At 71.3% G+C, this 24,206-nt stretch carries 20 protein-coding genes and 1 pseudogene; 18 read left to right on the top strand and 3 right to left on the bottom strand.

The window, feature by feature from the left end; translation table 11 throughout:
* Positions 1 to 84 precede the first annotated feature (84 nt).
* The 5 genes from FREUN1FDRAFT_RS00850 to FREUN1FDRAFT_RS00830 all read left to right on the top strand — a co-directional run bounded on the left by FREUN1FDRAFT_RS00850 (position 85) and on the right by FREUN1FDRAFT_RS00830 (position 8,133).
* Positions 85 to 1,203, top strand: coding sequence for an NDMA-dependent alcohol dehydrogenase (locus tag FREUN1FDRAFT_RS00850; protein WP_006538016.1), 1,119 nt, complete (start codon positions 85 to 87; stop codon positions 1,201 to 1,203).
* Positions 1,204 to 1,311: 108 nt separating this feature from the next.
* The gene (locus FREUN1FDRAFT_RS00845; RefSeq protein WP_006538015.1) at positions 1,312 to 2,814 is read left to right on the top strand and encodes an aldehyde dehydrogenase; all 1,503 of its coding nucleotides are present in this window, start codon (positions 1,312 to 1,314) and stop codon (positions 2,812 to 2,814) included.
* A 324-nt stretch (positions 2,815 to 3,138) separates the two neighbouring features.
* Entirely contained in the window at positions 3,139 to 4,311 is a 1,173-nt protein-coding gene (locus tag FREUN1FDRAFT_RS00840; protein ID WP_006538014.1) for an amidohydrolase family protein, read from the top strand.
* Positions 4,312 to 4,355: 44 nt separating this feature from the next.
* The gene (locus FREUN1FDRAFT_RS00835) at positions 4,356 to 6,458 is read left to right on the top strand and encodes an acyl-CoA dehydrogenase (RefSeq protein ID WP_006538013.1); all 2,103 of its coding nucleotides are present in this window, start codon (positions 4,356 to 4,358) and stop codon (positions 6,456 to 6,458) included.
* An 88-nt stretch (positions 6,459 to 6,546) separates the two neighbouring features.
* Entirely contained in the window at positions 6,547 to 8,133 is a 1,587-nt protein-coding gene (locus FREUN1FDRAFT_RS00830; RefSeq protein WP_006538012.1) for a class I adenylate-forming enzyme family protein, read from the top strand.
* A gap of 79 nt (positions 8,134 to 8,212) precedes the next feature.
* Here FREUN1FDRAFT_RS00830 and FREUN1FDRAFT_RS00825 read toward each other — a convergent pair whose 3' ends face one another.
* A complete protein-coding gene (locus tag FREUN1FDRAFT_RS00825; protein ID WP_006538011.1) occupies positions 8,213 to 9,139 on the bottom strand; it encodes a helix-turn-helix domain-containing protein in 927 nt (308 codons plus the stop codon).
* 169 nt (positions 9,140 to 9,308) lie between these two features.
* Here FREUN1FDRAFT_RS00825 and FREUN1FDRAFT_RS00820 point away from each other — a divergent pair, with 169 nt between their 5' ends.
* The 3 genes from FREUN1FDRAFT_RS00820 to FREUN1FDRAFT_RS00810 all read left to right on the top strand — a co-directional run bounded on the left by FREUN1FDRAFT_RS00820 (position 9,309) and on the right by FREUN1FDRAFT_RS00810 (position 11,504).
* Positions 9,309 to 9,773, top strand: coding sequence for a pyridoxamine 5'-phosphate oxidase family protein (locus tag FREUN1FDRAFT_RS00820; RefSeq protein WP_035948496.1), 465 nt, complete (start codon positions 9,309 to 9,311; stop codon positions 9,771 to 9,773).
* A gap of 62 nt (positions 9,774 to 9,835) precedes the next feature.
* Entirely contained in the window at positions 9,836 to 10,672 is an 837-nt protein-coding gene (locus FREUN1FDRAFT_RS00815) for an SDR family oxidoreductase (RefSeq protein WP_006538009.1), read from the top strand.
* Positions 10,662 to 11,504 (top strand): maleylpyruvate isomerase N-terminal domain-containing protein, encoded by an 843-nt coding sequence (locus FREUN1FDRAFT_RS00810; protein ID WP_006538008.1) that lies wholly within the window; start codon positions 10,662 to 10,664, stop codon positions 11,502 to 11,504. The genes FREUN1FDRAFT_RS00815 and FREUN1FDRAFT_RS00810 overlap by 11 nt, the downstream gene beginning before the upstream one ends.
* Before the next feature lie 58 nt (positions 11,505 to 11,562).
* On the opposite strand, the gene FREUN1FDRAFT_RS00805 is transcribed toward FREUN1FDRAFT_RS00810, so the two are convergent.
* Both FREUN1FDRAFT_RS00805 and FREUN1FDRAFT_RS00800 read right to left on the bottom strand, forming a co-directional pair.
* Positions 11,563 to 12,777, bottom strand: a complete 1,215-nt coding sequence (locus tag FREUN1FDRAFT_RS00805) for an amidohydrolase family protein (RefSeq protein ID WP_006538007.1) — start codon at positions 12,775 to 12,777, stop codon at positions 11,563 to 11,565.
* A 248-nt stretch (positions 12,778 to 13,025) separates the two neighbouring features.
* Positions 13,026 to 13,688: a TetR/AcrR family transcriptional regulator gene (locus tag FREUN1FDRAFT_RS00800; RefSeq protein WP_006538006.1), complete on the bottom strand. Its 663-nt coding sequence runs from the start codon at positions 13,686 to 13,688 to the stop codon at positions 13,026 to 13,028.
* A gap of 308 nt (positions 13,689 to 13,996) precedes the next feature.
* Between FREUN1FDRAFT_RS00800 and FREUN1FDRAFT_RS00795 the strand changes: the two genes are divergently transcribed.
* The 10 genes and pseudogenes from FREUN1FDRAFT_RS00795 (at position 13,997) to FREUN1FDRAFT_RS00750 (ending at position 24,171) form a co-directional block, all read left to right on the top strand.
* The gene (locus FREUN1FDRAFT_RS00795) at positions 13,997 to 15,478 is read left to right on the top strand and encodes an aldehyde dehydrogenase family protein (protein ID WP_035948494.1); all 1,482 of its coding nucleotides are present in this window, start codon (positions 13,997 to 13,999) and stop codon (positions 15,476 to 15,478) included.
* Positions 15,453 to 15,728 carry a ferredoxin gene (locus FREUN1FDRAFT_RS00790; RefSeq protein ID WP_006538004.1) on the top strand — a complete coding sequence of 92 codons (276 nt, stop codon included), beginning with the start codon at positions 15,453 to 15,455 and terminating at the stop codon, positions 15,726 to 15,728. Before FREUN1FDRAFT_RS00795 ends, FREUN1FDRAFT_RS00790 begins: the two co-directional genes overlap by 26 nt.
* Entirely contained in the window at positions 15,725 to 16,525 is an 801-nt protein-coding gene (locus tag FREUN1FDRAFT_RS00785; RefSeq protein ID WP_006538003.1) for an SDR family NAD(P)-dependent oxidoreductase, read from the top strand. Before FREUN1FDRAFT_RS00790 ends, FREUN1FDRAFT_RS00785 begins: the two co-directional genes overlap by 4 nt.
* Positions 16,526 to 16,577: 52 nt before the next feature.
* Entirely contained in the window at positions 16,578 to 17,033 is a 456-nt protein-coding gene (locus FREUN1FDRAFT_RS00780) for a nitroreductase family deazaflavin-dependent oxidoreductase (protein ID WP_006538002.1), read from the top strand.
* 1 nt (position 17,034) lies between these two features.
* Positions 17,035 to 18,294 carry a cytochrome P450 gene (locus tag FREUN1FDRAFT_RS00775; protein WP_006538001.1) on the top strand — a complete coding sequence of 420 codons (1,260 nt, stop codon included), beginning with the start codon at positions 17,035 to 17,037 and terminating at the stop codon, positions 18,292 to 18,294.
* Positions 18,291 to 18,815 (top strand): Zn-ribbon domain-containing OB-fold protein, encoded by a 525-nt coding sequence (locus FREUN1FDRAFT_RS42825; RefSeq protein ID WP_006538000.1) that lies wholly within the window; start codon positions 18,291 to 18,293, stop codon positions 18,813 to 18,815. The genes FREUN1FDRAFT_RS00775 and FREUN1FDRAFT_RS42825 overlap by 4 nt, the downstream gene beginning before the upstream one ends.
* Entirely contained in the window at positions 18,802 to 19,977 is a 1,176-nt protein-coding gene (locus FREUN1FDRAFT_RS00765) for a thiolase family protein (protein WP_006537999.1), read from the top strand. Before FREUN1FDRAFT_RS42825 ends, FREUN1FDRAFT_RS00765 begins: the two co-directional genes overlap by 14 nt.
* Positions 19,978 to 20,023: 46 nt before the next feature.
* The gene (locus tag FREUN1FDRAFT_RS00760) at positions 20,024 to 21,178 is read left to right on the top strand and encodes an amidohydrolase family protein (protein ID WP_006537998.1); all 1,155 of its coding nucleotides are present in this window, start codon (positions 20,024 to 20,026) and stop codon (positions 21,176 to 21,178) included.
* A 71-nt stretch (positions 21,179 to 21,249) separates the two neighbouring features.
* A complete protein-coding gene (locus FREUN1FDRAFT_RS00755) occupies positions 21,250 to 22,464 on the top strand; it encodes a CaiB/BaiF CoA-transferase family protein (RefSeq protein ID WP_006537997.1) in 1,215 nt (404 codons plus the stop codon).
* A 130-nt stretch (positions 22,465 to 22,594) separates the two neighbouring features.
* A pseudogene (locus FREUN1FDRAFT_RS00750) lies at positions 22,595 to 24,171 on the top strand (AMP-binding protein).
* The last annotated feature ends 35 nt before the right edge of the window (positions 24,172 to 24,206 follow it).

The raw sequence follows: 24,206 nt of genomic DNA, 5'->3' as shown, positions 1-24,206 counted from the left end.
GCGCGGGGAGCGACGACTCCCCCTTGCGCGCACGCGGACCACGGTCTACAGATATAGACGCAATCCGTCCGAAACGGAGGAGATATGAAGAGCAGGGCGGCCGTGCTGCACGAACAGCCCGGGAAATGGCAGATCACCGAAATCGAGATCGAGCCACCCCGGCGGGGAGAACTCATCGTCCGGATGGTCGCGGCCGGGTTATGCCATTCCGATGACCACATCGCGACCGGCGACATGCCGTTCACGGGTGCGCTACCGCTCGTCGGCGGCCACGAGGGAGCGGGAATCGTCGAGCAGGTCGGCCCGCACACCGACGGATGGCAGGTCGGGGACCACGTCGTCCTGCCTTTCCTGCCGGCGTGCGGGCGGTGCCGCTGGTGCTCGTCGGGGATGCAGAACCTCTGCGACAACGGAATCCGTACGCTCTCCGGTGCGCGCGAGGACGGCTCCAGCCGGCTGTCCCTGGACGGCAGGCCGCTGGGCCAGATGGCCGGAATCTCGACCTTCAGCGAGTACACGGCCCTGTCCGTGAACTCGGCCGTCAAGGTCTCCACCGATCTCGACCTGGTGTCGGCCTGCCTGACCAGCTGCTGCGTGTCGACCGGCTGGGGCGCGGCGGTGAACTCGGCCCAGGTCCGGGCCGGCGACGTCGTCATCGTCCTCGGAGCCGGGGGCATCGGGATGAACGCGGTGCAGGGCGCCGCCCATGCCGGCGCTCGGGTGCTCGTCGCGGTCGACCCGGTGGAGTGGAAGCGCCGGAAGGCACTGGGCTTCGGCGCCACGCACGCCGTGGCCTCCGTCGAGGAGGCGACCGAGATCGCCCGAGCGCACACCAACGGGCAGGGTGCCGACGCGACGATCGTCTGTGTGGGGGTGACGAACGGCGCGCACATCGGCGCGGCGTTCTCGAGCATCCGCAAGGCCGGAACCTGCGTCGTCGTCGGGCTGGGCAACATCCTTGCGGACGGCAGCCTGCCACTGTCGCTGCATGAGCTCGTGCTGTTCCAGAAGCGGCTGCAGGGCTCGCTGTTCGGCGCATGTAACCCGATGCGGGACATCCCGGCGCTGCTGGAGCTGTACCGAGCCGGCAAGCTGCGCCTGGACGAGCTGATCACGACCCGCTACTCGTTGGAGCAGATCAACGATGGCTTCGCGGACATGCACGCCGGTCGAAACATCCGTGGCGTCATCACCTTCGGCTAGCTCGGCCGGCACCGCGCCAACGGCCTGTACGGGGCTGGGACGCCCGCGGACAGAGGTGCCAAACCCGCGACGTCCGGCCCCGGCGTCAGAGAACTAAGGAGGCACGCGATGAGCGTGGCGACAGGCATCGAGCGACACGTACAGCACCCGGACCGGTTGTTCATCGGCGGCCAGTGGGTCGCCCCGTTATCCACCGCGTTGATCGACGTCGTCGACTCGGCGACGGAGGAGGTCTTCCTCCGGGTCGCCGAGGCCGGCGAGGCGGATCTGGACCGGGCCGTCGCCGCCGCCCGCTCGGCCTTCGACGACGGGCCGTGGCCCTCGCTCACGCACACCGAGCGCGCGGCCTTCCTGCGCCGGCTCGCCGCCGAGCTGGCGACCCGCGGCGAGGGCATCAAGGAGCTGTGGCCCCGGGAGTCCGGTGCGCTCGCGTCGGTGGCCCCGCACATGGCGCCGATGGCCGCGGGCGTCTTCGAGTACTACGCCGGCCTCGCCGACAGCTATCCGTTCGAGGAACCGGTCACGCCGACGGTCGGCAGCGGGTTCGGCCTGCTCGTCCGGGAACCGGTCGGCGTCGTGGGCGCGATCATCCCCTGGAACGTGCCCCTGCAGCTGGCCGTCCAGAAGGTCGCGCCGGCGCTGCTGGCAGGCTGCACGGTCGTGCTCAAGGCGGCCCCCGAGGCACCGGGGTCGGCGTACGTGCTGGCCGAATGCGCCGAGGCCGCCGGGCTGCCACCGGGCGTGTTCAACATCTTGACGGCCGACCGCGCGGTGTCCGAGCGGCTGGTGACCGACCCCCGGGTCGACAAGATCGCTTTCACCGGCTCCACCGCCGCCGGCCGGCGGATCGCGTCGCTGTGCGGGCAGCGCATCGCCCGGTACACGCTCGAGCTCGGCGGGAAGTCCGCCGCGGTCGTGCTGGACGACGCCGACCTGACGAAGGCCGCCACGGCCCTCGCCGGCGCCGAGTGCTTCCTGGCCGGCCAGATCTGTGCCTCGCTCACCCGCATCGTCGTCCCGCGCGGCGTGCACGACGAGTTCGTCGAAACTCTCGCGCAGGTGTTCTCCCAGGTGGTCGTGGGCGACCCCTATGACCCGGCGACTCAGATGGGCCCGCTGGCGATGGCCCGGCAGCGTGATCGCGTCGAGGGCTACATCCAGGCCGGCGTCGACAGCGGCGCGAAGCTCATCACCGGCGGCGGGCGGCCGGGCCACCTGGAGCGCGGTTACTACATCGAACCGACGGTCTTCGGCGACGTCGACAACAGCTCCACGATCGCCCAGGAGGAGATCTTCGGCCCGGTGCTCAGTGTGATCTCGGCGGCCGACGAGGCCGACGCGATCAGGATTGCGAACGACACGATCTACGGGCTGAACGCCGCGGTGTTCACCGAGGACGTCGACCGGGCGCGTGCGGTGGCCGGCAAGCTGCGGTCCGGGACGGTCGGCCACAACGCGATGCGGGCCGACACCGGTATCGCGTTCGGCGGGTTCAAGCAGTCGGGCATCGGGCGGGAAGGCGGGCTCGAGGGCCTGCTGCCCTACCTGGAGACGAAGACGATCCTGCTGGACGATGCGCCGGCCAGGTACCGCGAAGGCGCGGCGCGTTGACCTCGCCTCCCGCGCCCGGCGACTTCCTGGGCCGCTGTCCGGTCGGCGAGTGCGACTTCTCCGCCGCCCGAGCTGCTAGAACCAGAGTCTAGAAAGGTCTCGCTCGGGGTCGCGCCAAGGCGACCCCGAGCCGACCTCGACCAGTCGACAGGAGTTGCCAGCACACTAAGCTGCACGTGTTGGATAAAATATTCAGCAGGCTCGGCCGGCTGCCCGACAGACGGGCAGGCCATCCAGGCGCTCCCCCAGTGGCACGCACATGAAACTGCGTTCTATCTTGGGAGGCGAGCCGTGTGTTCGAGGCCCACCTGGGGAGGTTGCGGCGTGACTACGGATGGACTGCGCGCTTTCGACGCGGACAATCACTACTACGAGGCCCTCGACGCCTTCACCCGCCACATCGAGCCCGAGTTCGCCAAGCGCTGCATGCAGTGGGCGGAGGTCGGTGGCCGCACGCGGCTGCTGGTCGGCGGGAAGGTCAACAAGTTCCTGCCCAACCCCGCGTTCACCGCGCTGGCCAAGCCCGGCGCGCTGGAGCAGTACTTCCGGGGCGAGGTCGGCGGCCCGGTCATCAACCTGTTCGGCGAGCTGGCCCCGCCCCGCCCCGAGTACCGGGACCGGGACGCCCGGCTGCGGGTCATGGACGAGCTGGGCCTGGACGGCGCCTACTTCTTCCCGACCCTCGGGGTCGGCATGGAGCGGGCACTGCAGAACGACCTGCCCGCGGCGCGGGCCGCCTTCCGGGCCTTCAACCGGTGGCTGGACGACGACTGGGGCTTCGCCTACCAGGAGAAGATCTTCGCCGCACCGTACATCTCGCTGTCGGATCCGGCGGCGGCGGTCGCCGAGCTGCGGTGGGCGCTGGGCAAGGGAGCCCGCATCGTGGTGATGCGGGCCGGTCCGGTGCGCACCGAGATGGGTCTGAAGTCGCCGGCCGACCGGATGTTCGACGAGTTCTGGGCGCTGGCGAACGAGGCGCGGGTGGTGTGCGCCTACCACGGCGGCGACGACGTGTATTCGGAGCTGATCGGCTGGTGGAGCGAGAGCGACGAGACCGAGGCGTTCCGCCGCAGCCCGCTGCGGGCCCTGCTCTCGCCGACGGCCGTGGCGGACACGTTCGCCGCGCTGCTCGCGCAGGGCACGATGCATCGCAACCCACAGCTGCGGTTCGCCGCGATCGAGACCGGCTCGGACTGGGTCACCCCGCTGTTCAAGTCCCTGAAGAAGTCCTTCGTGCAGGGCGGCGAGGCGTGGGCGGAGGACCCGCGGGAGACCTTCCGGCGCCAGGTCTGGGTTTCGCCGTTCCACGAGAACGACCTCGCCGAGCTCAAGAAGCTGATCGGCGTGGAGCGGATGCTGATGGGATCCGACTGGCCGCACGTCGAGGGACTGGCCGATCCACTGTCGTTCACCAAGGACCTGGCCGCGGCCGGCTTCGATGACGCCGAGATCAGGCTCGTCATGCACGACAACGCGGCCTCGCTCATCGGCGTCTGACCTCCCCCGGCGTCTCCCAAGGGCTCTGTGAAGGAGGGACGGACGTGTCCATCGGTCTCGACGAGGATCACAAGGCGCTGGCCGATTCGGTCCGCGGGTTCGTGTCCCGGTATTCGTCGTCCGAGCAGGTGCGGGAAGGCCTGGCGCGCTGGACCGCCGGCGCGGCGCCGGACTGCTGGCCGGGCATCGTGGAGCAGGGCCTCACCTCGCTGCACCTGCCGGCGGACCTCGGCGGGGCCGACGCCGGTTTCGTCACCCTCGCCGTGGTGCTCGAGGAGACGGCGAGCAGCCTGCTCCCCGGGCCGCTGCTGCCGAGCGCGCTGACCACCGCGGGCCTGACGGCGGCCCCCACGGCGGACGGCGCCTACCGGGTCAGCGGGACGACCGGCCCCATCCTCGGCGCGCCGGAGGCGACGCTGCTGCTCCTCGGGGCGGTCACCCCGGGCGGTGGCCAGCTCTGGTTCACCGCCCGGCCGGGGCCCGCCGTGGTGGCGGTCGCGGCCGCGCCCGTCGACCAGACCCGGGCCGTCGGCACGGTGACCCTGGCCGAGGTGGCCGTCCACCCCGACCAGGTCGTCGAGGTCGAAGCCGAGCAGGTCCGCGCGGTGGCGGCCGTGCTGTTCGCCGCCGAGGCTGTGGGGCTGGTGCGGTGGTGCGTGACAACCGGCGTCGACTACGTGAAGGTGCGCGAGCAGTTCGGCCGCCCGGTGGGGTCCTTCCAGGCGATCAAGCACAAGTGCGCCCGGCTGTTCGTCGACGTGCAGACGATGTCCGCCGCGGCGTGGGACGCGGCGCGGGCGATGGAGCAGGGCGACGATCAGCTCGCGGTGGCCGCGGCCGGCGCGGCTGTCGCGTGCCTGCCCCGCGCGACCGGGATCGGGCTGGAGACGATCACGCTGCTGGGCGGGATCGGCTACACCTGGGAGCACGACGCGCACCTGTACTGGCGCCGGGCGATGACGCTGGAGAGCCTGCTCGGTCCCGTCTCCGGCTGGGAGCACCGGCTGGGCGCACTGGTGCACGGCACGTCCCGTGACTTCAGCGCCGATCTCTCCGCCGCGGACCCCGCCTTCCGCGCCCGCATCGCCGGGCTGCTCGGCGAGGTTGCGGCGCTGCCGGCCGAAGGCCCGGCCCGGCGCGAGCGGCTCGCGGCCGAGGGCCTGGTGGTGCCCCACTACCCGAAGCCCTACGGGATCGCGGCGACCCCGGTCGAGCAGTTGGTGATCCAGCAGGAGTACGAGCGGGCCGAGGTGGCGCCACCAAGGCTGATCATCGGAGACTGGGCGCTGCCCACCATCCTCGCCTACGGCACCGAGGAGCAGAAGGACTTCTTCGTCCCGCCGACGCTGCGCGGCGAGCTCGTGTGGTGCCAGCTGTTCAGCGAGCCCGGCGCCGGCTCCGACCTCGCCGCCCTGTCGACCCGCGCCGAGAAGGTCGAAGGTGGCTGGCGGCTCAACGGCCAGAAGGTCTGGACGTCGAACGCGCACGAGGCGCACTTCGGCATCTGCCTGGCCCGGACCGATCCGGCGGCTCCGAAGCACAGGGGAATCTCCTACTTCCTCGTCGACATGACCTCGCCCGGTCTGGAGATCCGGCCGCTACGCGAGGCGAATGGCGGCTACCTGTTCAACGAGGTCTTCTTCAACGACGTGTTCGTGCCGGACGACCGGCTCGTCGGAGAGGTCAACCGCGGGTGGGGGCTCGCGCGGACCACGCTCGGCAACGAGCGGGTGAGCATCAGCGGGATGCAGCACATCCCGACCGACCTGCTCGATCTCGCCGCCGGCCAGGCACTCGCCGCGGACCCGGGCGACGTCCGGCGGGACGTGGGCGCGACGTTCGCGATGGCCCACGCCCTGGCCGCGCTGGCCCTGCGCACCACGTTGCGCAGCCTGTCGGGGCTCCGACCCGGCGCTGAGTCGAGCGTCTCCAAGATCGCCTCGGCCACGCTGGTGACCCAGATCGCCGAGCGCGCGCTGCGATGGACCGGGCCGGCCGCGGCCATCGCCGACGGCCCCGGCGGCCAGGCGGCGGGGCGTTATCTCACCGTGCCGCCGCAGCTGATCGGTGGGGGAACGGTCGAAATCCAGCTCAACGTGATCGCCGAGCGCATACTCGGGCTCCCACGCGAGCTGATGCCCAGCTGAGGACGCGCACAGTTGACCTGGGAACTGATCGACTGACCTGGGAACTGACCGACGTCCACCGACGCCTGGTTGAGGGGTGGCCACCGAAATGGACAGCGATTTAGGAATCGAGCTTCCTGCTCTGCACCCGTTCGTGGGTATGGACGTGACCTCGGCGCTGGAGGAGCGGGCGCGGCGGTACGGCGAGCGCCCGTTCCTCGTCTGGGAGCCGCCGGACGGAGCGCGCCGCACCTGGAGCTACGGCGAGTTCGGCCGCGACGTGCGCGCCGTCGCGGCCGGGCTGGCGAGTCGGGGTGTCCGCGCCGGCGACGCCGTCGTGATCCATCTGGACAACAGCCCGGGCTTCCTGCTGGTCTGGTTCGCGTGCGCGCGGCTCGGCGCGGTCGCGGTCGACCTGAACACCCGGTACGTCGAGGATGAGCTCGCGCACGCCGTCGAACTGACCGGCGCCGTCGGGATCGTCACCGACCCGCGGCTCGGGCTCGCCGACTGCCCGGCGGTGACCGCGCTCGGGTGGACGGCTCTGCTCGACCCGGCTACCGGAACCGTGCCGGAGCTGGTCGGTGACCCTGAGCGGGCTCCCCGCCGGGAGGCCGACCCGGCGGCGGCGCTGTGCGTCCAGCTGACGTCCGGAACCACGGCCCGCCCCAAGGCGGCCCTGTTCACCCACGCCAACGCCCTGTGGGCGGGCCGGGTGGGGGCGATGCTCTGGCGGCTGGCGCCGGACACCGTCCAGCTGATCTACGCCCCGCTGTTTCACACCCACGCGCTGTGCTGGCAGCTGTTGCCGACGTTCTGGGTCGGCGGCACCGTGGTGGTCCAGCCCAGGTTCTCCGCCTCCCGGTTCTGGGAGGTCTCCATCCGCAACAGGTGCACCCATACCGGGCTGCTCCCGCTGCTGCTGAAGGTCGTCACCAGCCAGCCGGTTCCGGAACACAGCTACCGAAGCTGGATCTTCGGTCTCGAGATGCCCCGGCTGGACGCCCTCCTCGGCGTGAGGATCTTCAGCGCCTGGGGCCAGACCGAGGTCGTCAGCACACCTGTCGTCAGCGAGCTCGACAATCCGGTCGACGAGGGCGCGATCGGCCGGCCGGCGCCTGGCTATCAGGTCCGGGTCCGCCGGGACGACGGCGCCGACGCCGGCCCCGGCGAGACCGGTGATCTGCTCATCGGAGGCGTCCGTGGCCTTTCCGTGTTCGCCGGGTATCTCGCCGACCCGGCCGCCACCGCCGCCTCGTTCGAGGACGGGTGGCTGCTGACCGGGGACCGGGTGACGGTGCTGCCCAGCGGCGCCCTGAGGTTCGCCAGCCGCGCCAAGGACATGCTCAAGGTCGGCGGCGAGAACGTGGCCGCCGCGGAGATCGAACGCGTCATCACGACCGTGGCGGGAGTAGGCCAGGCCGCCGTCGTCGCCCGGCCGGACCCGGTTCGAGGTGAGGTCGCCGTCGCGTTCGTCATCGCCGCGGCCGCGGATGCCGACGAGACGGCGCTGCAGGAGGCCGTCGTCACCGCGTGCCAGCGGCAGCTCGCCGACTTCAAGGTCCCCCGCGCCGTGTATGTCGTGCCGGAGCTGCCGACCGCGACCCTCGAGAAGGTGGCGAAGGGGACGCTGCGGCAGTGGGCCGCCGCCCGGCACCTCACGGAAAACACCCCGCCCCACCCGGAGCTGCCCTGACGAGGGGGAGATGTCTTGATCTCGGGCAGTGTCGCGGGCGGTGCGGCGCCGAAGCCAGCACCCCGCCGTGGTCTCGCGACTATCGGTCCGGGCTGGCCGGTCTGCTGCCGTCGTCGGATGCCGCGTTGACGGACGCCGCGTTGACGGCGGCGGCGGCCCGGGTCACATGGGTCGCGATCTCGTCGGTTCGCCTGGCGGACAGCGCCCGCAGCGGATGGACGCCGATGCTCGCCGTGACCTGGCGGGTATGCGGGTCGAACACGGGCGCGGCGATCGCCGTGACGGGCCGCCGGTCGTGATCCGTCACAGCGGTCGATCGCACGCCGAGGCTGGCGATCTCGGCCAGGAGCCCGTCCATCGCTCGCCGAACCGGCTGGGCCTGCGGGTCACCGCGCAGGGCCGCCATGGCCTTGGCGGCCTGCGCCATGGCGGGGTCCATGCGCTCGAGGGTGTAGCCGCGTTCGCGGGTGGCGGTGAGCAGGCCGTCGAGGCGCTCGGCCAGCACGGGGTCGGTGATCGCGCCGCGGTCCATCCAGGCGCGGCGCCCCTCGCTGTTCTCCCAGGCGGCGAAGGCGACGCCGAGCGGCGCCGCGAACGGGAAGCGGTCTCCGGCCGCGGCGTCGGCGACCTGGCACGGGCCCAGGTCGATGGTCGTGATGACGAGCTCGTCACCGACGCGCTCGGTCACCGCGGCGGGGTAGCCGAGGTCTTTCGCGAGTCGGTGGACCGCGGCCCTGGCCGGCTGATGACGCGAGCGCTCGGCGGCGGCTCGGGCCGCCACCGCCGCGAGCGCGGGGCCCAGGGTGAACGTCCGATGATCCGGGTCTCTGACGGCCCAGCCGCGTTCGCAGAGGGTTGCCATGATCGCGTGGGCGGTCGCCTGGGTCAGGCCGAGGTCGCGCACGAGGTCACCCAACCGCGGAGCGGGCCCGCTCTGCCCGCGCTGGGCGAGGAGTTCGAGGACGTCGAGCACCCGCGTCGTCGGCGGCGATGCGGCGTTCGGCACGGCTTGACCTTTCTCTCGCAGCCACTCTACGGTATCGAATTAACGATGAAATCTCATCGAATATTCGACACCTTTGTTTTCGATCTCCACTTCGGAGGCCGAGCGCCCCGGCCGGGCGCAGTAGAAGAGAACGCCGACATGAGAGCGAGGCCTCGTGCAGCCTGACCTGATAGGCACCCAACGCCGGGGACGTCGGATCGCCCTGACCTCCGACGAGGTCGACGCGCTGCTCACCGAGCAGCGGGTGTGCCGGGTCGCGACACTGACCTCCAGCGGCGCGCCGCACGTCAGCCCACTCTGGTACGTCTGGGACGGCACCTCGCTGTGGCTGTACTCGATCGTGCGCAGCCAGCGCTGGGCCGACCTGCTGCGCGACGGGCGGGCCGCCGTCGTCGTCGACGCCGGTGACGACTTCGGCGAGCTGCACGGTGTGGAGCTGCGCGGCAGGTTCGAGCAGGTCGGCAGCGCCCCCCGCACAGGCGAGGAGGACCACCCCGAGCTGGCTACGCCGGAACGGCTGTTCGCCGCGAAGTACATCGCCAACCCGGACGGGTCGATGTACCACGACGGCCGGCACGCCTGGCTTCGCCTGACCCCCGACAAGGTGGCCTCCTGGGACCACCGCAAGATCTAGTTCTGGCGCCCGCCTTCCAGCCCCCACCGACGAACATCCCGCAGGACGGAGGCCAGGTACACATGAGCTATCTGAACGGCAAGGTCGTGCTGGTCACCGGCGGAGCGAGCGGCTTCGGCCGGGAGATCACCACCCGACTCGCGCGGGGCGGCGCGACCCCGGTCGCGCTCGACGTCGACGCCGAAGGCGCCGAGAAGCTGGCGGCATCCCTCACCGCCGAGGGCCACCAGGCCCGCGGGCTCGGCCTGGACGTCCGCGACCGCCGGGCGTTCTCCGAGGTCGTCGACCGCGCGGTAGCCGACCTCAGGCGGGTCGACGTGCTCGTCAACAACGCCGGCATCATGCCCCTGGCCCACTTCGCCGACCACGAACGGGCCGCCGACGCCTGGGACCGGTGCATCGACATCAACCTCAAGGGCGTGCTGCACGGCATCTACGCCGTCCACGACCACATGCTCCGCCAGGGCGGCGGGCACATCGTCAACATCTCCTCGGTATACGGCAACGTCGGCATCGCCGGGGCGGCGGTCTACGGTGCGACCAAGGCCGCCGTCGCCACCGTGTCGAACGCGCTGCGCGTCGAAAGCCAGGGCCGCATCAAGGTGACGGTCGTCCGTCCCAGCGGCGTCGTCGACACGAACCTGGCCAGCGAGATCATCGACTTCACCGCGCCCGCCGCGCTCACGGCGCACCGCGTCGACGCGTTCCAGGAGCACGCCCAGGCCTTCTTCGGCGGCGGCACGCCAGCCGCCGGGCTGACCGACCCTGAGGACGTCCGCTACTGGTCGCTGACCGCCGCCCAGGTCGCGGACGAGATCGTCCACCTCATCGACCAGCCGCTCGGCGTCGCGGTCACCGACATCACCCTGCGAGCCACCGGAGAGGACTATGTCTTCTGACGCCGCGACGTCCGCCGCCTCCGCACCCTCCGCCAGCAACAGCCTGGTGGCGCTCGAGCAGACCCTCGCAGAGACTCTCGACGTGTTCGGCGCTCTCAACGCCGAGGAACTCGCGGCGCCGTCCGCCTGCGCCGGCTGGACGGTCCACACCACTCTCGCGCACCTCACCATCAGCGTGGCCGGGTTCGCCGGGCTGATCCCGATCACGCCCTACGACCAGGGCCTGGAGTTCGAGGCGGCGGTCGACGCCCACACCCAGGAGGTCGCCGAACGGCCGACCGCGGAACTCCTCGACATCATCAGGTCGTCGATGCCAGCCGTCCTGGCCATCTTCGGCGGGCTTACCGACGAACTCGCCATCACGCCCGTGAACATGGGCACCGCCGGCACCTACCCGCTCGCGAGCCTCGCCGACGCCATCGTCTTCGACCACACCTGCCACACCCGCTGGGACGTCATCACACCCCGCGGGCCCGTCCGGCGCACCCTGCCCGGCCTCGACGGCGATCGCCTGGCCGCCGCGAGCCGCTGGCTCATCGGCGGCATCCGGCAGATGACCACCGAACAGTTCCGTGAGCTGCTCACCGACCCGCTGGCCCTCGTCCTCACCGGACCGGGCGGCACGGCGCTGCGGCTCCTCCCCCACGCCGAGGCGACCGAGATCCACCACGACGCCACGGCGGCACAGGACGGGACGCGCGCCACCGTGCGCACGAGCGTCACCGACTTCATCCTCTGGGGAACCGGCCGGGAGGCACGACACGGTCGAGTCGAGATCACCGGCGACACCGCCTACGCCGGCACGGTCCTCGACGCCTTTCGCGTCTACTGAACCGCACATTCCCCGCCTGACGTCAAGCCGTTGCGGCCTGACGTCAGGGCACGGGCCTTCAGACAGTCAGAAGTTGCTTCTGCGCGTTGAGCAGGGCGCTGTTGGAGTTCTCCGGGAGCGCGTCGAGCGGCTCGGCGATCTCCTCGGCGCTCGGCCCGTACTGTTCGGCCAACGGCGCGAGTGCGTCGAGGTCGAAGTCGTAGAGGCGGGCGGCGTTCCCGGCCAACAGGTCGCGCAGCTCCGGCTCGGGCAGGTCGTGCATCACCTGACGCAGCGCCTGGCGGGTGTACGGCCCGGTTCCCTCGTCGTGCGGGTAGTCGCTGCCCCACATCCACCGGTCACGGCCGATCACCTCGCGGGCGGCGACGTCGTCCGGCCGCGGGAAGCTGGCGCCGACCCAGCAGTTCTGGTGGAAGTACCCGGTCGCCGAGCGGGGCAGCGCGTTGTCGCTGGTGTACTTCAGCTCGCCGATCTCACCGCCGCGGATCTTGGCGATGATGTCGTCGAGCTGTCGCAGCAGTGGTGGAACGGCCGAGGCCGAGGCCTCGGTGATGACGAACTTCAGCCGTGGGAAGCGCTCGAACACACCGGCGAGCAGCATGTGGACGAACGGGCGCAGGCCGTAGAAGCCGACCTCGCTGATCATGATCGCCGGCACCGCGGCGAAGCGGCCGTAGTTCGGGGAGCCGGTGCCGCCGTGCAGGTTGACCGGGATCTCAAGATCCTGAAGTGCCGCCCAGAGCCGGTCGTAGTCCGGGTGGTAGAGCGGCTTCACCCACTTCACGTCGGGTGCCACGTTGGGCAGCAGCACGCCGCCGCGCAGGCCGTGCTCCTTGATCCAGGTCGCGTCCGCGATGGCGTCGTCGATGTCGTTGAGGAAGATCTGCCCGACGCCGGCGCGCTGCGCCGCCCTGCGGGCGCAGAAGTCCGCGAGCCACCGGTTGTGAGCCTGGATGCCGGCGCGGCGGTGCCGGTACTCCTCGGCGGTGGGAGGGCCGGCGAACAGCACGAAGCCCGGGTAGAACGGCGGTACAGTATTCGGGAAGATCACTTCGCCGACGACGCCGTCGGCGAGCTGGTCTCGGTCACGCCGCTCGTCGTCCCAGTTGCGGACGCGAAGGTCGGTGTCGCGCAGGTCCTTCCAGGGGTTCTTGTACTTCCCCCGCCAGGCGTCGAAGTCCTCCCGGAAGGACGGGTCCAGGTACTCGCGGTAGGTCTCGTGGTTCGCGCCGGCGTGGGTGTCGGCGGAGATGATCGTGTACCGGGCGCCCATCGGCACTCCCTCGGCTCGAACGGACTGGGCTAGACAGATGCTAGAACACGAATCTATTCCGGGTCCTGCGTAGCCGCCCTGTCAGCCGTCGCGGCAGTACCCGCGCGGCCCGTCGACCGCGGCAGGAACGGGCGGGCCGCCCCGGCCCGCCGTTTCGTGGTTCGAACTGACGCCGGCCGGACAGCGCGGCGGCCAGGCCGAGTTCTGCGGCAGGAAACAGACCCCCCGGAGGGAGCCCGCCGGGTTTCCTACCCGGTCCCGCCGCGTACGACCGACTCGACCAGCGTTCTCATCCACTCCCGTACCCGACGGTCGACATCGGAGGTCGCCTCGACACCGGCGCCGGTGAGGCCGATCGAACCGAACAGCCGCCAGCCGAGCGCGACCACCTGCAGGAAGGCGGCGAGCAGCCGCGCCTCGTCCTCCGGCAGGTCCAGGCCGTCCTGCCGCGCGGCCCGGACCATCATCGAGGCGACCTGCTGGAGTCCAGGCGAGGGCCCGAACACGTCGGCGGGATCACCTTCGAGCGCCGCCCAGCCCATGATGCGCCCGACGCTGTCGTCCGCGGTCAGGAAGATGTCGATCGCGTCGGCGAGATCGTCGATGTGCTCGAAGCGGGTCGCCGACCTGGCCGAGACACGCTGGTACACAGCCCGCAGCAGCTCTTCCCGGGTGCCGAGGTACTGGTAGACGAGGCCGAAGTTCACGTCGGCGGCCTCGGCGATCTCACGCAGCCGCACCTTGGACGGCCCCTGCTGCGCGATCAGCCGCTGCGCCGATTCCAACAGCGCCTCGCGTACCTCCGCACGACCGCGCGGCCGCCGAGCGCGGCCCGCGCCTTCGGCCACCGAGTCCGCGTCGTCCGGGCACGGCCCGGACGACGATTCCGCTCCGCTGCTACCTGGGGCCACAGGGTCGCATCCTAGGCGCTCCCGGACGGCACGGCCGGAGTCCTCGATGACCGACAGGATGGCCCTTGCGTTGAGTTAGTCGCCCGACTACAGTCACCTGACTAGATTACCAATTAGAACCTCGATACAGGATCGCCGACACGGCGATTCACGTGGTGCCGGCAGCCCTGACCAGAGACTCGCCGCAGGGCTCCCCTCGGCGATCCCGCATCGACGCCCGCTTCGGCCTGCACACGCACCACCCCGCGGCCGGCAACTCGCAGCTCAGAATCGACATCACCTACGGACGCACGGACCGGAGTCGCTTCGTGGCAGACCACCTCACGTTCGACCAGCTCTACATCGACGGCCGCGCCGTAGCCGGAGAGTCGGATGCCCTCGCGGTCGAAGACCCAGCATTAGAACATAGTTTCACTCATGTGCCCACGGCCTCGCTGGCCCAGGTGGACCAGGCGGTCGACGCGGCGCGGCGGGCGTTCGACGGCGGCCCGTGGAGTCGCCTCCCGGTAGCCGAACGGGTCACCGTGCTGCGGCGCCTCGCCGATCGGCTTCGGGAGAGCCGCGACGAACTGATCGAGACGGCGATCCGGGAGACCGGCGCCACCAAGCTCGTCGCGCAGTGGGCGCAGGTCGACATGGCCCTCGACCAGGCCCGTCAGCTGGCGGACCTGTTCGCGACGCTGCCCGAGTGGGAGCACAACGAGCTGCCGTTGGCGGACTCGTTCGACCCGGCCGGCCGCGACGTGCTGCTCAGCATCCGCCGTTACGAGCCGTGCGGGGTGGTCGCGGCGATCAGCCCGTACAACTTTCCGCTCCAGACGAACGTGTGGAAGGTGGTCTCGGCGCTGGCCGCGGGATGCAGCGTCGTCCTGCGGCCGAGCCCGCTGACGCCGCTGACCGCGCTGGCGCTGGGTGCCGCCGGGCTCGACGCCGGCCTGCCACCCGGGGTGCTCAACGTCGTCGTCGAGCGTGACTCCCACGGCGCGGAACTGCTGACCAGCGACCCGCGGATCGACTGTGTGTCGTTCACCGGGTCCACGGCGGTGGGCCGGCGGATCGCCGCCCAGGCGGCACCGACGGTCAAACGGCTGCTGCTGGAGCTCGGCGGCAAATCGGTGCAGCTCTTCCTTCCCGACGCCCTGGGCGGCGTCGAGGCCGGGGTGTCGACCGTCTTCGGCTCGCAGAGCGGACAGGGCTGCGCGCTGCAGACCAGGGTGCTGGTGCCGCAGGAGAGCCTGGACGAGGTCGCCGGGCGGCTCGCTGCCGTCGCCGGCGCGCTGCGGGTGGGTGACCCCCACGACCCGGCGACCGTCGTCGGCCCGGTCATCTCGGCGGCGCAGCGGGACCGTGTCGAGCGGCTGGTGGCCGCCGGCGTGGCGGCCGGTGGGCGGCTGGTGGCCGGCGGGGGTCGCCCGGCTCATCTGCCGGTCGGGTACTACGTCGAGCCGACCGTCGTCGTGGTCGACGACAACCGCAATCCGCTCGCCCAGCAGGAGGTCTTCGGCCCGGTGGTGACCGTGCAGGGCTACCGCGACGTCGACCATGCCGTCGCGATCGCGAACGACAGCGAGTACGGCCTGTCCGGCGGCGTTTACACCGCCGACCTGCGGCTCGGGCTCTCCATCGCCGAGCGCATCCGCTCCGGGACGGTGCAGGTGAACCGGGGCGCGGCCAACGCCTACACCCCGATGGGCGGGTACAAGCAGAGCGGGATCGGCCGCGAACGCGGCGTAGCGGGGTTCCGGGAGTACCAGGAGCTCAAGCATGTCGTCGTCGCCGGCACCCGCTGACCCGATGGCCACCGACGGCAACCGGGGTCCTGACGTGGGCGGATCCAGCCTGCACGTGGACCGCGACCTGTGCATGGGCTCAGGGTCCTGCCTGTTCCAGGCACCCGCGACCTTCGACCTTGACGACGAGATGAAGGTCGTGGTCCTCGACGAATCCGACTCCGCGGACGCGGTGCGCGCCGCCGTCGAGTCCTGCCCGTCCGGTGCGCTCAGATTCGTCGCCCGATCCGAACCAGGGGAGAACTCGTGACATCACCATCGTTAGCCGGACAGACAGCAGTGATCACCGGCGCCGGCTCCGGTGTGGGTCGTGCGTCCGCCCTGCTGTTCGCCGCCGCGGGTGCGCGCGTGGTCTGCGCCGACGTCCGAGAGGACTGGGCGAAGGAGACCGCGCGCCTGGTCGGCGCGGCGGGCGGGACCGCGGTGGTCACCCGCTGTGATGTCGCTGTGGAAGCCGAGGTCGCCGGCGCGATCGCGGTGGCCGTCGAGAACTTCGGCCGCCTCGACATCATGTTCAACAACGTCGGAATCACCGGCTTCAAGCCGGGCGCGTCGTTCGAGGACTTCACCGCGGACGACTTCGCCCGGCTGACGGACGTCAACTTCCGGGGCGTCTTCAACGGCTGCAAGTTCGCGGTGAAGCAGTTCAAGCAGCAGGGCCGCGACGGTGACCGCGGCGGTGTCATCGTCAACACCGGTTCGGTCGCGGGCATCGTCGGGTTCGGCAGCGTCGTCTACGGCGCGACGAAGGGCGCGGTCAACCAGATCACCCGCGGTATCGCCATCGAGTGCGCACCGTTCGGCATCCGGTGCAACGCCATCTGCCCGGGTGCCATGCCGCTGACGAACTTCACGCCCGTCTCCCCCGGCGCCGAGTTCCAGCCGCCGGCGCAGCAGTACCTCGACGAGGTCGCCGCCCTCCAGCCACTGGGCCGCTACCTCACCGCCGAGGACTGCGCCGAGGCGGCGCTCTTCCTGGCATCGGACGCGTCGAAGAACATCACCGGCGTCCTGCTGCCGGTCGACGGCGGCTACACCGCCCGTTGAGGACGCGAACGGGGCCCCGTTCCGGTGGCCCCAGGGAGAGGAGGCGAGATCCTTGACGGAAAATCCCGCACCGACGACCGGCGGCGGTTACACGGCGCCCGATCTGGCGTTGTTCGGCGCGGAACACGTCCGCCGTTATGTCGAGACCGGCGGCGCCGCCGGCCACAGCTGGAACGGCGTGACCTGCCTGGTGCTCTGGACGACCGGGCGACGCACCGGGCAGCGCCGGGCGACGCCGCTCATCTACACCCAGGACGGCGACCGCTTCGTCGTCATCGCCTCCCAGGGAGGCGCGCCGGCTCATCCCGGCTGGTACCACAACCTCCTCGCCCAGCCCAAGGTCGAGGTGCAGGTGCTGGCGGACCGGTTCACGGCGACCGCGCGCACCGCCGAGGGCGCGGAACACGAGCGCCTGTGGAGCCTGATGGCCCAGCGGTGGCCCAACTACAACGAGTACACGAAGCGGACGACACGCAGGATTCCCGTCGTCGTTCTCGAGCGAGGCTGACATGGTCGCGAGTGACGTTCCCACCCTGGACCCGCAGCGCATCCGCGAGCTGTTCGACCTGCGTAGCGACGTCTACGCCGCCCGCGGCGGGGCCTTCGAGACGGACCTCTACCCGGCGTTCCACCAGCTCCGCGAGACCGGGCCGGTGCATCCCGGCATCGTCGGGCCGCTGGTCGGATTCCACGGCGAGGCGTTCTTCCAGGGCCTGCCCTACCCGGAGCTGGCGCACTTCTCGGTCTTCGACCACGCCACCTGCCAGGCGGTGCTGCGCGACAGCGAGACGTTCGTGTCGGCGCCAAGCGCACCCGGCCCCGAACGCGCGATGGCCGACACGTTGCTGCTCTACATGGACGGGGTGAGGCACCGCCGCTACCGCGCCCTGGTGCAGCCGTCGTTCGTGCCGAAGCGGGGCGGCTGGTGGAGCGAACGCTGGATCGAGTCCACGGTGCACGCCCTGATCGACACGATCGAGCCGCTCGGCCGTTCCGATCTCAACGTGGATTTCTGCGCGGCGATCCCGCTGCTCACGATCTGCGGCAGCTTCGGCATCGGCGTGTCCGACGCGTTGCGGATCCGCGCGGCGGCCACCGCCGACGGACGCGACGCCCACACCCTGGTCGACATCCTGGCCCCGATCATCGCCGAGCGCCGCCGGGAGCCGGCGGACGACCTGATCAGCGTGCTGGTCCAGGCGGAGGTCACCGAGGAGGACGGCGAGCGCCATCGGCTCTCCGACGTGGACATCCTGGGTTTCTCCCATCTGCTGCTCGCCGCCGGCTCGGGCACGACGTGGAAGCAGATGGGCATCACCCTGTTCGCTCTGCTGACCCACCCACAGTGGCTCGCCGCCGCCCAGGCGGACCGGGCGGTGCTGCGCGCCGCGATCGAGGAGTCGCTGCGCTGGACGCCGACCGACCCGATGTTCTCCCGCTACGCGACGAAGGACACCACGCTCGGCGGCGTCGACGTCCCGGCCGGATCGGTCGTACACCTGTGCTTCGGTGCGGCGAACCGCGATCCGGCCCGCTGGGAACGGCCGGACGAGTTCGACCCGAGCCGCCCGCCCGGCGCCCACCTCGGCTTCGGCGGTGGCCCGCACATCTGCCTCGGGATGCACGTCGCCCGCGCGGAGATCCTCACCGCGATCTCCGCGCTGCTCGACCGCCTCCCGAACCTGCGCCTCGACCCGGACGCCGAGACGCCGCGGATCATCGGCATGTACGAGCGCGGGCCGACCGCGGTGCCGGTGGTGTGGGGATGACGACGAGGCAGGCCGAGCACGTCGAGGCCGCCGAGCACACCGCGGCCGGCGAAGTGGAACCCGGGCAGTCGTGGGTCGAGGGGTTCAGCCGGGTGGCGCCCCCGCTGACGGAACGGACGGCACCGTTCTGGACCTCGGGCGCGGACGGCGTCCTGCGGATCGCGCACTGCCGTGACTGCGGGCGCTACCTGCACCCGCCGCGGCCGGTCTGCCCGGCCTGCCGGGGCCGCGACGTCGGGTTCGACCCGGTGTCCGGCCGGGGCACGGTGTGGTCATGGACGCTGAACCGCTACCAGTGGGTTCCCTCCATGCCACCGCCATATCTGGTCGCGGACGTCGAGCTGGTCGAGCAGCCCGGGCTGCGCCTGCTGACCAACGTGGTCGACTGCCCGCCGGAGCGGATCCACGTCGGTCTGCCGGTGCGGGTGTGTTTCAGCCAGGCCGGCGACGCATACATCCCGCTGTTCCGTCCGGCGAGCCCGGCCAGCGAGCTTCGAGGAGCCGGCGATGCGCGGGAGTGAGGGCCGGCGGGCTGAGGACTCGGCACTGATCACCGGGGTCGGCCGGTCGGCGATCGGCCGTCGGCTGCGGGTGGACCCGTGGGTGCTCACCGCGGACGCCGCACTGGCCGCGATCGCCGACGCCGGGCTGACGCCGGACGACATCGACGGGGTCTCGACCTACCCGGGCGCGTTCTGGTCGACGCCCGGCATCACCGGCGCCGGTGTCGACGACGTCCGGGCGATGCTCGGGCTCAACCTGCGCTGGCACACCGGCGGCGGCGAGCTCGCCGGCCAGCTCGGCTCGATCGTCAACGCCGTGCTGGCAGTCGCCGCGGGGCTCGCGACCCATGTCCTGTGTTTCCGGACGGTGTGGGAGTCCACCGCGCAGGAGGGGTACGGCAGCCGGTCGGCGACGCTGCTCGGCGGCGGCGGAACCCAGGGCCAGCCGGTGCGCTTCGGCCGTGAGCTCACCCAGTGGTCGACGCCGTTCGGGATCGGCTACCCCTGCTACGCGGCGATGGAGATGCAGCGGCGCATCGAGCTGGCCGGCGCCAGCCGGGAGAAGTACGCCGCGCTCGCGCTCGTCACCCGCTCCTACGCGGCCCGCAACGAGGCCGCCGTGTACCGCGATCCGCTCACCCTCGACCAGTACCTCGGCGCCCGGATGATCTCCGATCCGATCTGTGTCTACGACTGCGACGTCCCGGTCGACGGTTCGGTGGCGTTCGTGGTCTCGAACGCGGCCGCGGCCGGGGACCCCGGTCGGGCGCTGCGGCTGGAGGCCATGGGCTCCGCCTCCGGTTTCGACGAGTCCGCCGCCATGATGTGGGAGCGGACCGACCTCAGACCGGCCGACGTCGACCTCGCGCAGGTCTACGACGGCTTCTCGGTCTACGCACTGCGCTGGCTGGAGGCCCTCGGGTTCTGCGGCCGCTACGAGGCGCTCGACTTCATCGAGGGCGGCGACCGGATCGGCCCCACCGGCGATCTGCCACTGAACACCGGCGGTGGCCAGCTCTCCGGCGGGCGGCTGCACGGCTACGGCGGCCTGCTGGAGGCCTGCCTGCAGCTGCGCGGCGAGGCCGGCGCCCACCAGCTGCCCACCGCCCGTCAGCTTGCCGTCGTCACCAGTGGCGCGGAGTCGTTCACCTCGTCCCTGCTCGTCGGGGCACCGCACTGAGCGTGCGTCCCCACCAGCGGCACGGTCGCGAACAGGAGTAGTGCACATGTTGCCAACGACCACCCGAATCATGTCGGCGGACGACCATCTGATCGAACCGGCCCACCTGTGGGTCGACCGCGTCCCGGCGAAGTACCGCGACGGCTGCCCGAAGATCGTGGAGGTCGACGGCCGGCAGGCCTGGCTCTACGAGGGCGAGCTCACCTACATCCCGATGGGCTCGTGCCGTGCGCTGCCCGGCTTCTCCGAGGCCGGCTACCCGCCGGCGCCCGGTACCGCCCGCTTCGACGAGATCCGTCCCGGCTGCTACGACCCGGTCGAGCGGCTTAAGGACATGGACGTCGACGGAACGTGGGGCCAGCTCTGCTTCCCGAACTACGCGCGGTTCGCCGGGCACCGCTTCTTCCTGAACGTCACCGACCTGGAGCTGGGGCTCGCCTGCCTGCGCACCTACAACGACTACCTGCTCGACGAATGGTGCGCGACCGACCCCGAGCGGCTGTTCGGCGCCGTCATCCTCCCGCTGTTCGACGCCGAGAAGGCCGTCGAGGAACTGAAGCGGGTGCTCGCCAAGGGCGCGCGGGCCATCGCCTTCTCGGAGAACCCGACCGTGCTCGGACTTCCCTCGGTCCACACCGACCACTGGGATCCGCTGTGGGCGGTGGCGAACGAGGCCGGCATTCCCGTCTGCATGCACATCGGCAGCTCGTCCCGGCTTGTCACGACCTCGGCGGACGCCCCGCCGACGGTGCTCGTCGCGCTCAACGGCGTGAACTCGATGATGGCCGGCGTCGACTGGCTGTTCGCCGGCATTCTGGAGCGCTTCCCCCGGCTGAAGGTCATCCTCTCCGAGGGCGGCGCCGGGTGGATTCCGTACATTCTCGAGCGGGCGGAGAAGGCGTTTCACGACGGCCGCCTGAGCCAGGACATCTCCATCGGCCAGGCCGGCGTCAAGGCCAACCGGTCGCCCCGTGAGGTGTTCGCCGAGCACATGTACGTCTGCCTGGTCGACGAGCAGTTCGCGCTGCGCAGCCTCGCCGACGTCCCGGTCGACAACCTGCTGTTCGAAGGCGACTTCCCGCACGGGGACGGGCTGTGGCCGAACAACCGCGCCTACCTGGAGAAGGCACTCGCGGACGTGCCCGACGCGGACGCCGTGAAGATCGCCGAAACGAACCTGCGCGGTCTGCTGCAGGCCTGAGTTCGTTCCTCGTCCCGCCTTCGCCGATCGGCGTTCCCGTAAACGAGAGACCGACGAGAAACCGGAGAGTCATGCCCTACGACCTGCTTGCCGGTGTGCGCGTCATCGAGGCGTCGATGTACGCGTTCGCGCCGTCCGCCGGCGCCGTGCTCGCCGACTGGGGTGCCGACGTCATCAAGATCGTGCCGCCCGACGTCCGCGACCCGATGAGCGGCAACATCATCGCCGGGCTGCCGGAGCGCGAGGTGGGCGTCGCGTTCATGTGGGAGATCACGAACCGCGGGAAGCGCTGCATCGGCGTGGACCAGCGCACGGAACAGGGCCAGAAGATCGTGGCGGAGCTGGCGCGAGGCGCCGACGTCTTCATCACCAACCTGCTACCGGACGCACGCCGTCGGTTCCGGGTGGACGCCGAGGACCTCACCGCGATCAACCCGAACCTCGTCTACGCCCGGGCGAGCGCGCACGGGCCGGCAGGGCCGGAACGTGACGCCGGCGGCTTCGACCACACAGACTTCTGGGCGCGCACCGGGATGGCCCACGCGGCCAGCCAGGTGAGTGACGAGTTCGTCCCGCAGCCCGGTCCGGCGCTCGGCGACCTCGCCTCGGGCGCCTTCCTGGCTGGCGGCATCGCAGCCGCGCTCTTCCGGCGAGAGCGCACCGGCCGCGGTGCCGTCGTCGACGTCTCGCTGCTCTCCTCGGGCATGTGGATGTTCGGGCCCGGGGTGGTCGCGAGCCAGCTCTACGACGTCGACGCGATCCCCCGCAACCGCCACCATGAGCTGCCGAACCCGTTCGTCGCCGCCTACACCACGCGGGACAGAAGGCTCGTCTACCTCTCCGGCATCCAGACGGAGAAGCACTTCGACCGCTTCTGCGAGACCGTCGACCGCACCGACCTGCTCACGGACCCGCGGTTCGCGACCGCCGCGGGCCGCGCGGAGAACGCGCCGGCCTGCATCGCCGTCCTCGACGAGATCTTCGCCTCCCGCGACCTCGCCGAGTGGATCAGCCTGCTGGAGAAGATCGCCACCCCGTGGTCGCTGGTGCAGACCGCCCGGGAGGCGGCGGACGACCCGCAGGTGCGCGCGAACAACTTCGTCACCACCGTCCAGAAGGACACCTTCTCCTACCCGCTGGTAGCCAGTCCCGCGCAGTTCGACGGCGTCGCTCCGGCCCTCGCGCCGGCCCCCGGCCACGGCGAGCACACCGACCAGGTCCTGCTGGAGCACGGCTACAGCTGGGACGACATCGTCCAACTCAAGGTCGACGGAGCCGTGCTGTGACGACCGGACGGAGGCTGCCCCGTTGACTAGCGCCGCGTCACCGATACCGGATTCCACCGCGCCCGGTCTGGCCGCCACCACCCTCTGGCAGCTCGTGCAGCGGCGTGCCGACACGACGCCGGACGCACCGCTGCTGCTCGACGACCTCGGCCGCACCCTCACCGCCGCCGGGATGCGCGACGCGGCGGCGGCGACCGCCGCCGGGCTGCTGGACCTGGGGGTCGGCAACGACTCGGTGGTGAGCTGGCAGCTACCGACCTCCCTGGAGGCGGTGGTGCTGGCCGTGGCCTGCGCGCGGCTCGGGGTCAGCCAGAACCCGATCGTCCCCACGCTGCGCGAGCGCGAGGTCTCGTACATCGTCGAGCAGGTCGGCACCACCCTGCTGGCCGTCCCGCCGACATGGCGCGGATTCGACCACCAGGCGATGGCCACGGCGATCGGTGCCGCGCAGAGCGCTCGCATCGTCGCGGTCGACCACCGTGCCGCCGCCGCTGCCGGTGGGCTCGGCCTGCCGACGGGTGTCGGACCGCTCCCGCCGCTCCCCCTTCCCCGCGGCTCTCGGCCGCTGTGGGGCAGCCGGTCCGCTGGATCTACTACACGTCCGGGACCACGGCAGCGCCGAAGGGCGTGCTGCACACCGACGCCTCGGTGATGGCCGCCGCGGCCGGCTCGGTCACCGCGATGCGCCTCGGCCCGGACGACGTCTACCCGATCGCCTTCCCGATCGCGCACATCGGCGGCACCGTCATGCTCGCCGCCGCCCTGGCGTCCGGCACACGGCTGCTGCTGGTGGACACCTTCGACCCGGCGACCAGCCCGCTGACGATGGCCGCGCACGGCGCGACCATCCTGGGTTCGGCGACACCGTTCCTGCGGGCATACCTCGCGGCTCAGGCCGACCAGCACCGCAGCGACGCGGACAGCGCGGACGGCGGTGACGCAGCGCTGTTCCCGCGGCTGCGGGTGGCGGTCAGCGGAGGCGCGGCCAAGCCCGCCGGCCTGCACCGGGAGATCGCCGACCGGCTCGGTGGACGTGGCCTGGTGTCGAGCTGGGGTATGACCGAGTTCCCGCTCGCCACCCACGGCGCCCTGGACGACACCGACGACGACCTGGCCCGCACCGAGGGCCGCCCGACGCCCGGCGTCGAGGTGCGCGTCGTCGGGCCGGACGGCCGGGACTGCCCGGCCGGCGTCGAGGGCGAACTGCTGGTTCGCGGTCCGCAGATGTTCGCGGGTTACCTCGCCGCCGCCGAGCCGGATGCGGGCCGGGACCGGCCGATCGGCGAGCGGCGGTCACGCCCGGCGGACCTGTTCGACCCGGACGGCTTCTTCCGCACCGGCGATGTCGGCATCGTCGGCCCGGGCGGGCATGTCCGGATCTCCGGCCGGCGCAAGGACATCGTGATCCGCAACGCCGAGAACATATCGGCGAGCGAGGTCGAGGAGGTCATCGCCACCCACCCGGCGGTCGGCGAGGTCGCCGTCATCGGACTGCCCGACCCACGCACCGGCGAACGCTGCTGTGCGGTGATCACCCTTGTTCCCGGGGCCACGCCGGTCGACCTCACCGATCTGGCCCGTCACTGCGAACACGCCGGCCTCGCCCGCTACAAGATCCCGGAACAGGTCGAGATCGTCGAAGCGCTCGCGCGCACCGACATGGGGAAGATCGCCAAATCCGTCCTCCGGAATCGCTTCCAGCCCTGACACCCCGACCGACCGCCACCCCCCAAGGCCCGGGG

The organism is Parafrankia sp. EUN1f (assembly GCF_000177675.1).
Lineage (GTDB): Bacteria > Actinomycetota > Actinomycetes > Frankiales > Frankiaceae > Parafrankia.
This window is presented reverse-complemented; position numbering and strand designations above follow the sequence as displayed.

Excerpts from the sequence above, each read along its gene's own strand:
- FREUN1FDRAFT_RS00850 (WP_006538016.1), top strand. The coding sequence starts at position 85 with ATGAAGAGCAGGGCGGCCGTGCTGCACGAACAGCCCGGGAAATGGCAG.
- FREUN1FDRAFT_RS00845 (WP_006538015.1), top strand. The coding sequence starts at position 1,312 with ATGAGCGTGGCGACAGGCATCGAGCGACACGTACAGCACCCGGACCGG.
- FREUN1FDRAFT_RS00830 (WP_006538012.1), top strand. The coding sequence starts at position 6,547 with ATGGACAGCGATTTAGGAATCGAGCTTCCTGCTCTGCACCCGTTCGTG.
- FREUN1FDRAFT_RS00815 (WP_006538009.1), top strand. The coding sequence starts at position 9,836 with ATGAGCTATCTGAACGGCAAGGTCGTGCTGGTCACCGGCGGAGCGAGC.
- FREUN1FDRAFT_RS00810 (WP_006538008.1), top strand. The coding sequence starts at position 10,662 with ATGTCTTCTGACGCCGCGACGTCCGCCGCCTCCGCACCCTCCGCCAGC.
- FREUN1FDRAFT_RS00805 (WP_006538007.1), bottom strand. The coding sequence starts at position 12,777 with ATGGGCGCCCGGTACACGATCATCTCCGCCGACACCCACGCCGGCGCG.
- FREUN1FDRAFT_RS00790 (WP_006538004.1), top strand. The coding sequence starts at position 15,453 with ATGTCGTCGTCGCCGGCACCCGCTGACCCGATGGCCACCGACGGCAAC.
- FREUN1FDRAFT_RS00775 (WP_006538001.1), top strand. The coding sequence starts at position 17,035 with ATGGTCGCGAGTGACGTTCCCACCCTGGACCCGCAGCGCATCCGCGAG.
- FREUN1FDRAFT_RS42825 (WP_006538000.1), top strand. The coding sequence starts at position 18,291 with ATGACGACGAGGCAGGCCGAGCACGTCGAGGCCGCCGAGCACACCGCG.
- FREUN1FDRAFT_RS00765 (WP_006537999.1), top strand. The coding sequence starts at position 18,802 with ATGCGCGGGAGTGAGGGCCGGCGGGCTGAGGACTCGGCACTGATCACC.
- FREUN1FDRAFT_RS00760 (WP_006537998.1), top strand. The coding sequence starts at position 20,024 with ATGTTGCCAACGACCACCCGAATCATGTCGGCGGACGACCATCTGATC.
- FREUN1FDRAFT_RS00755 (WP_006537997.1), top strand. The coding sequence starts at position 21,250 with ATGCCCTACGACCTGCTTGCCGGTGTGCGCGTCATCGAGGCGTCGATG.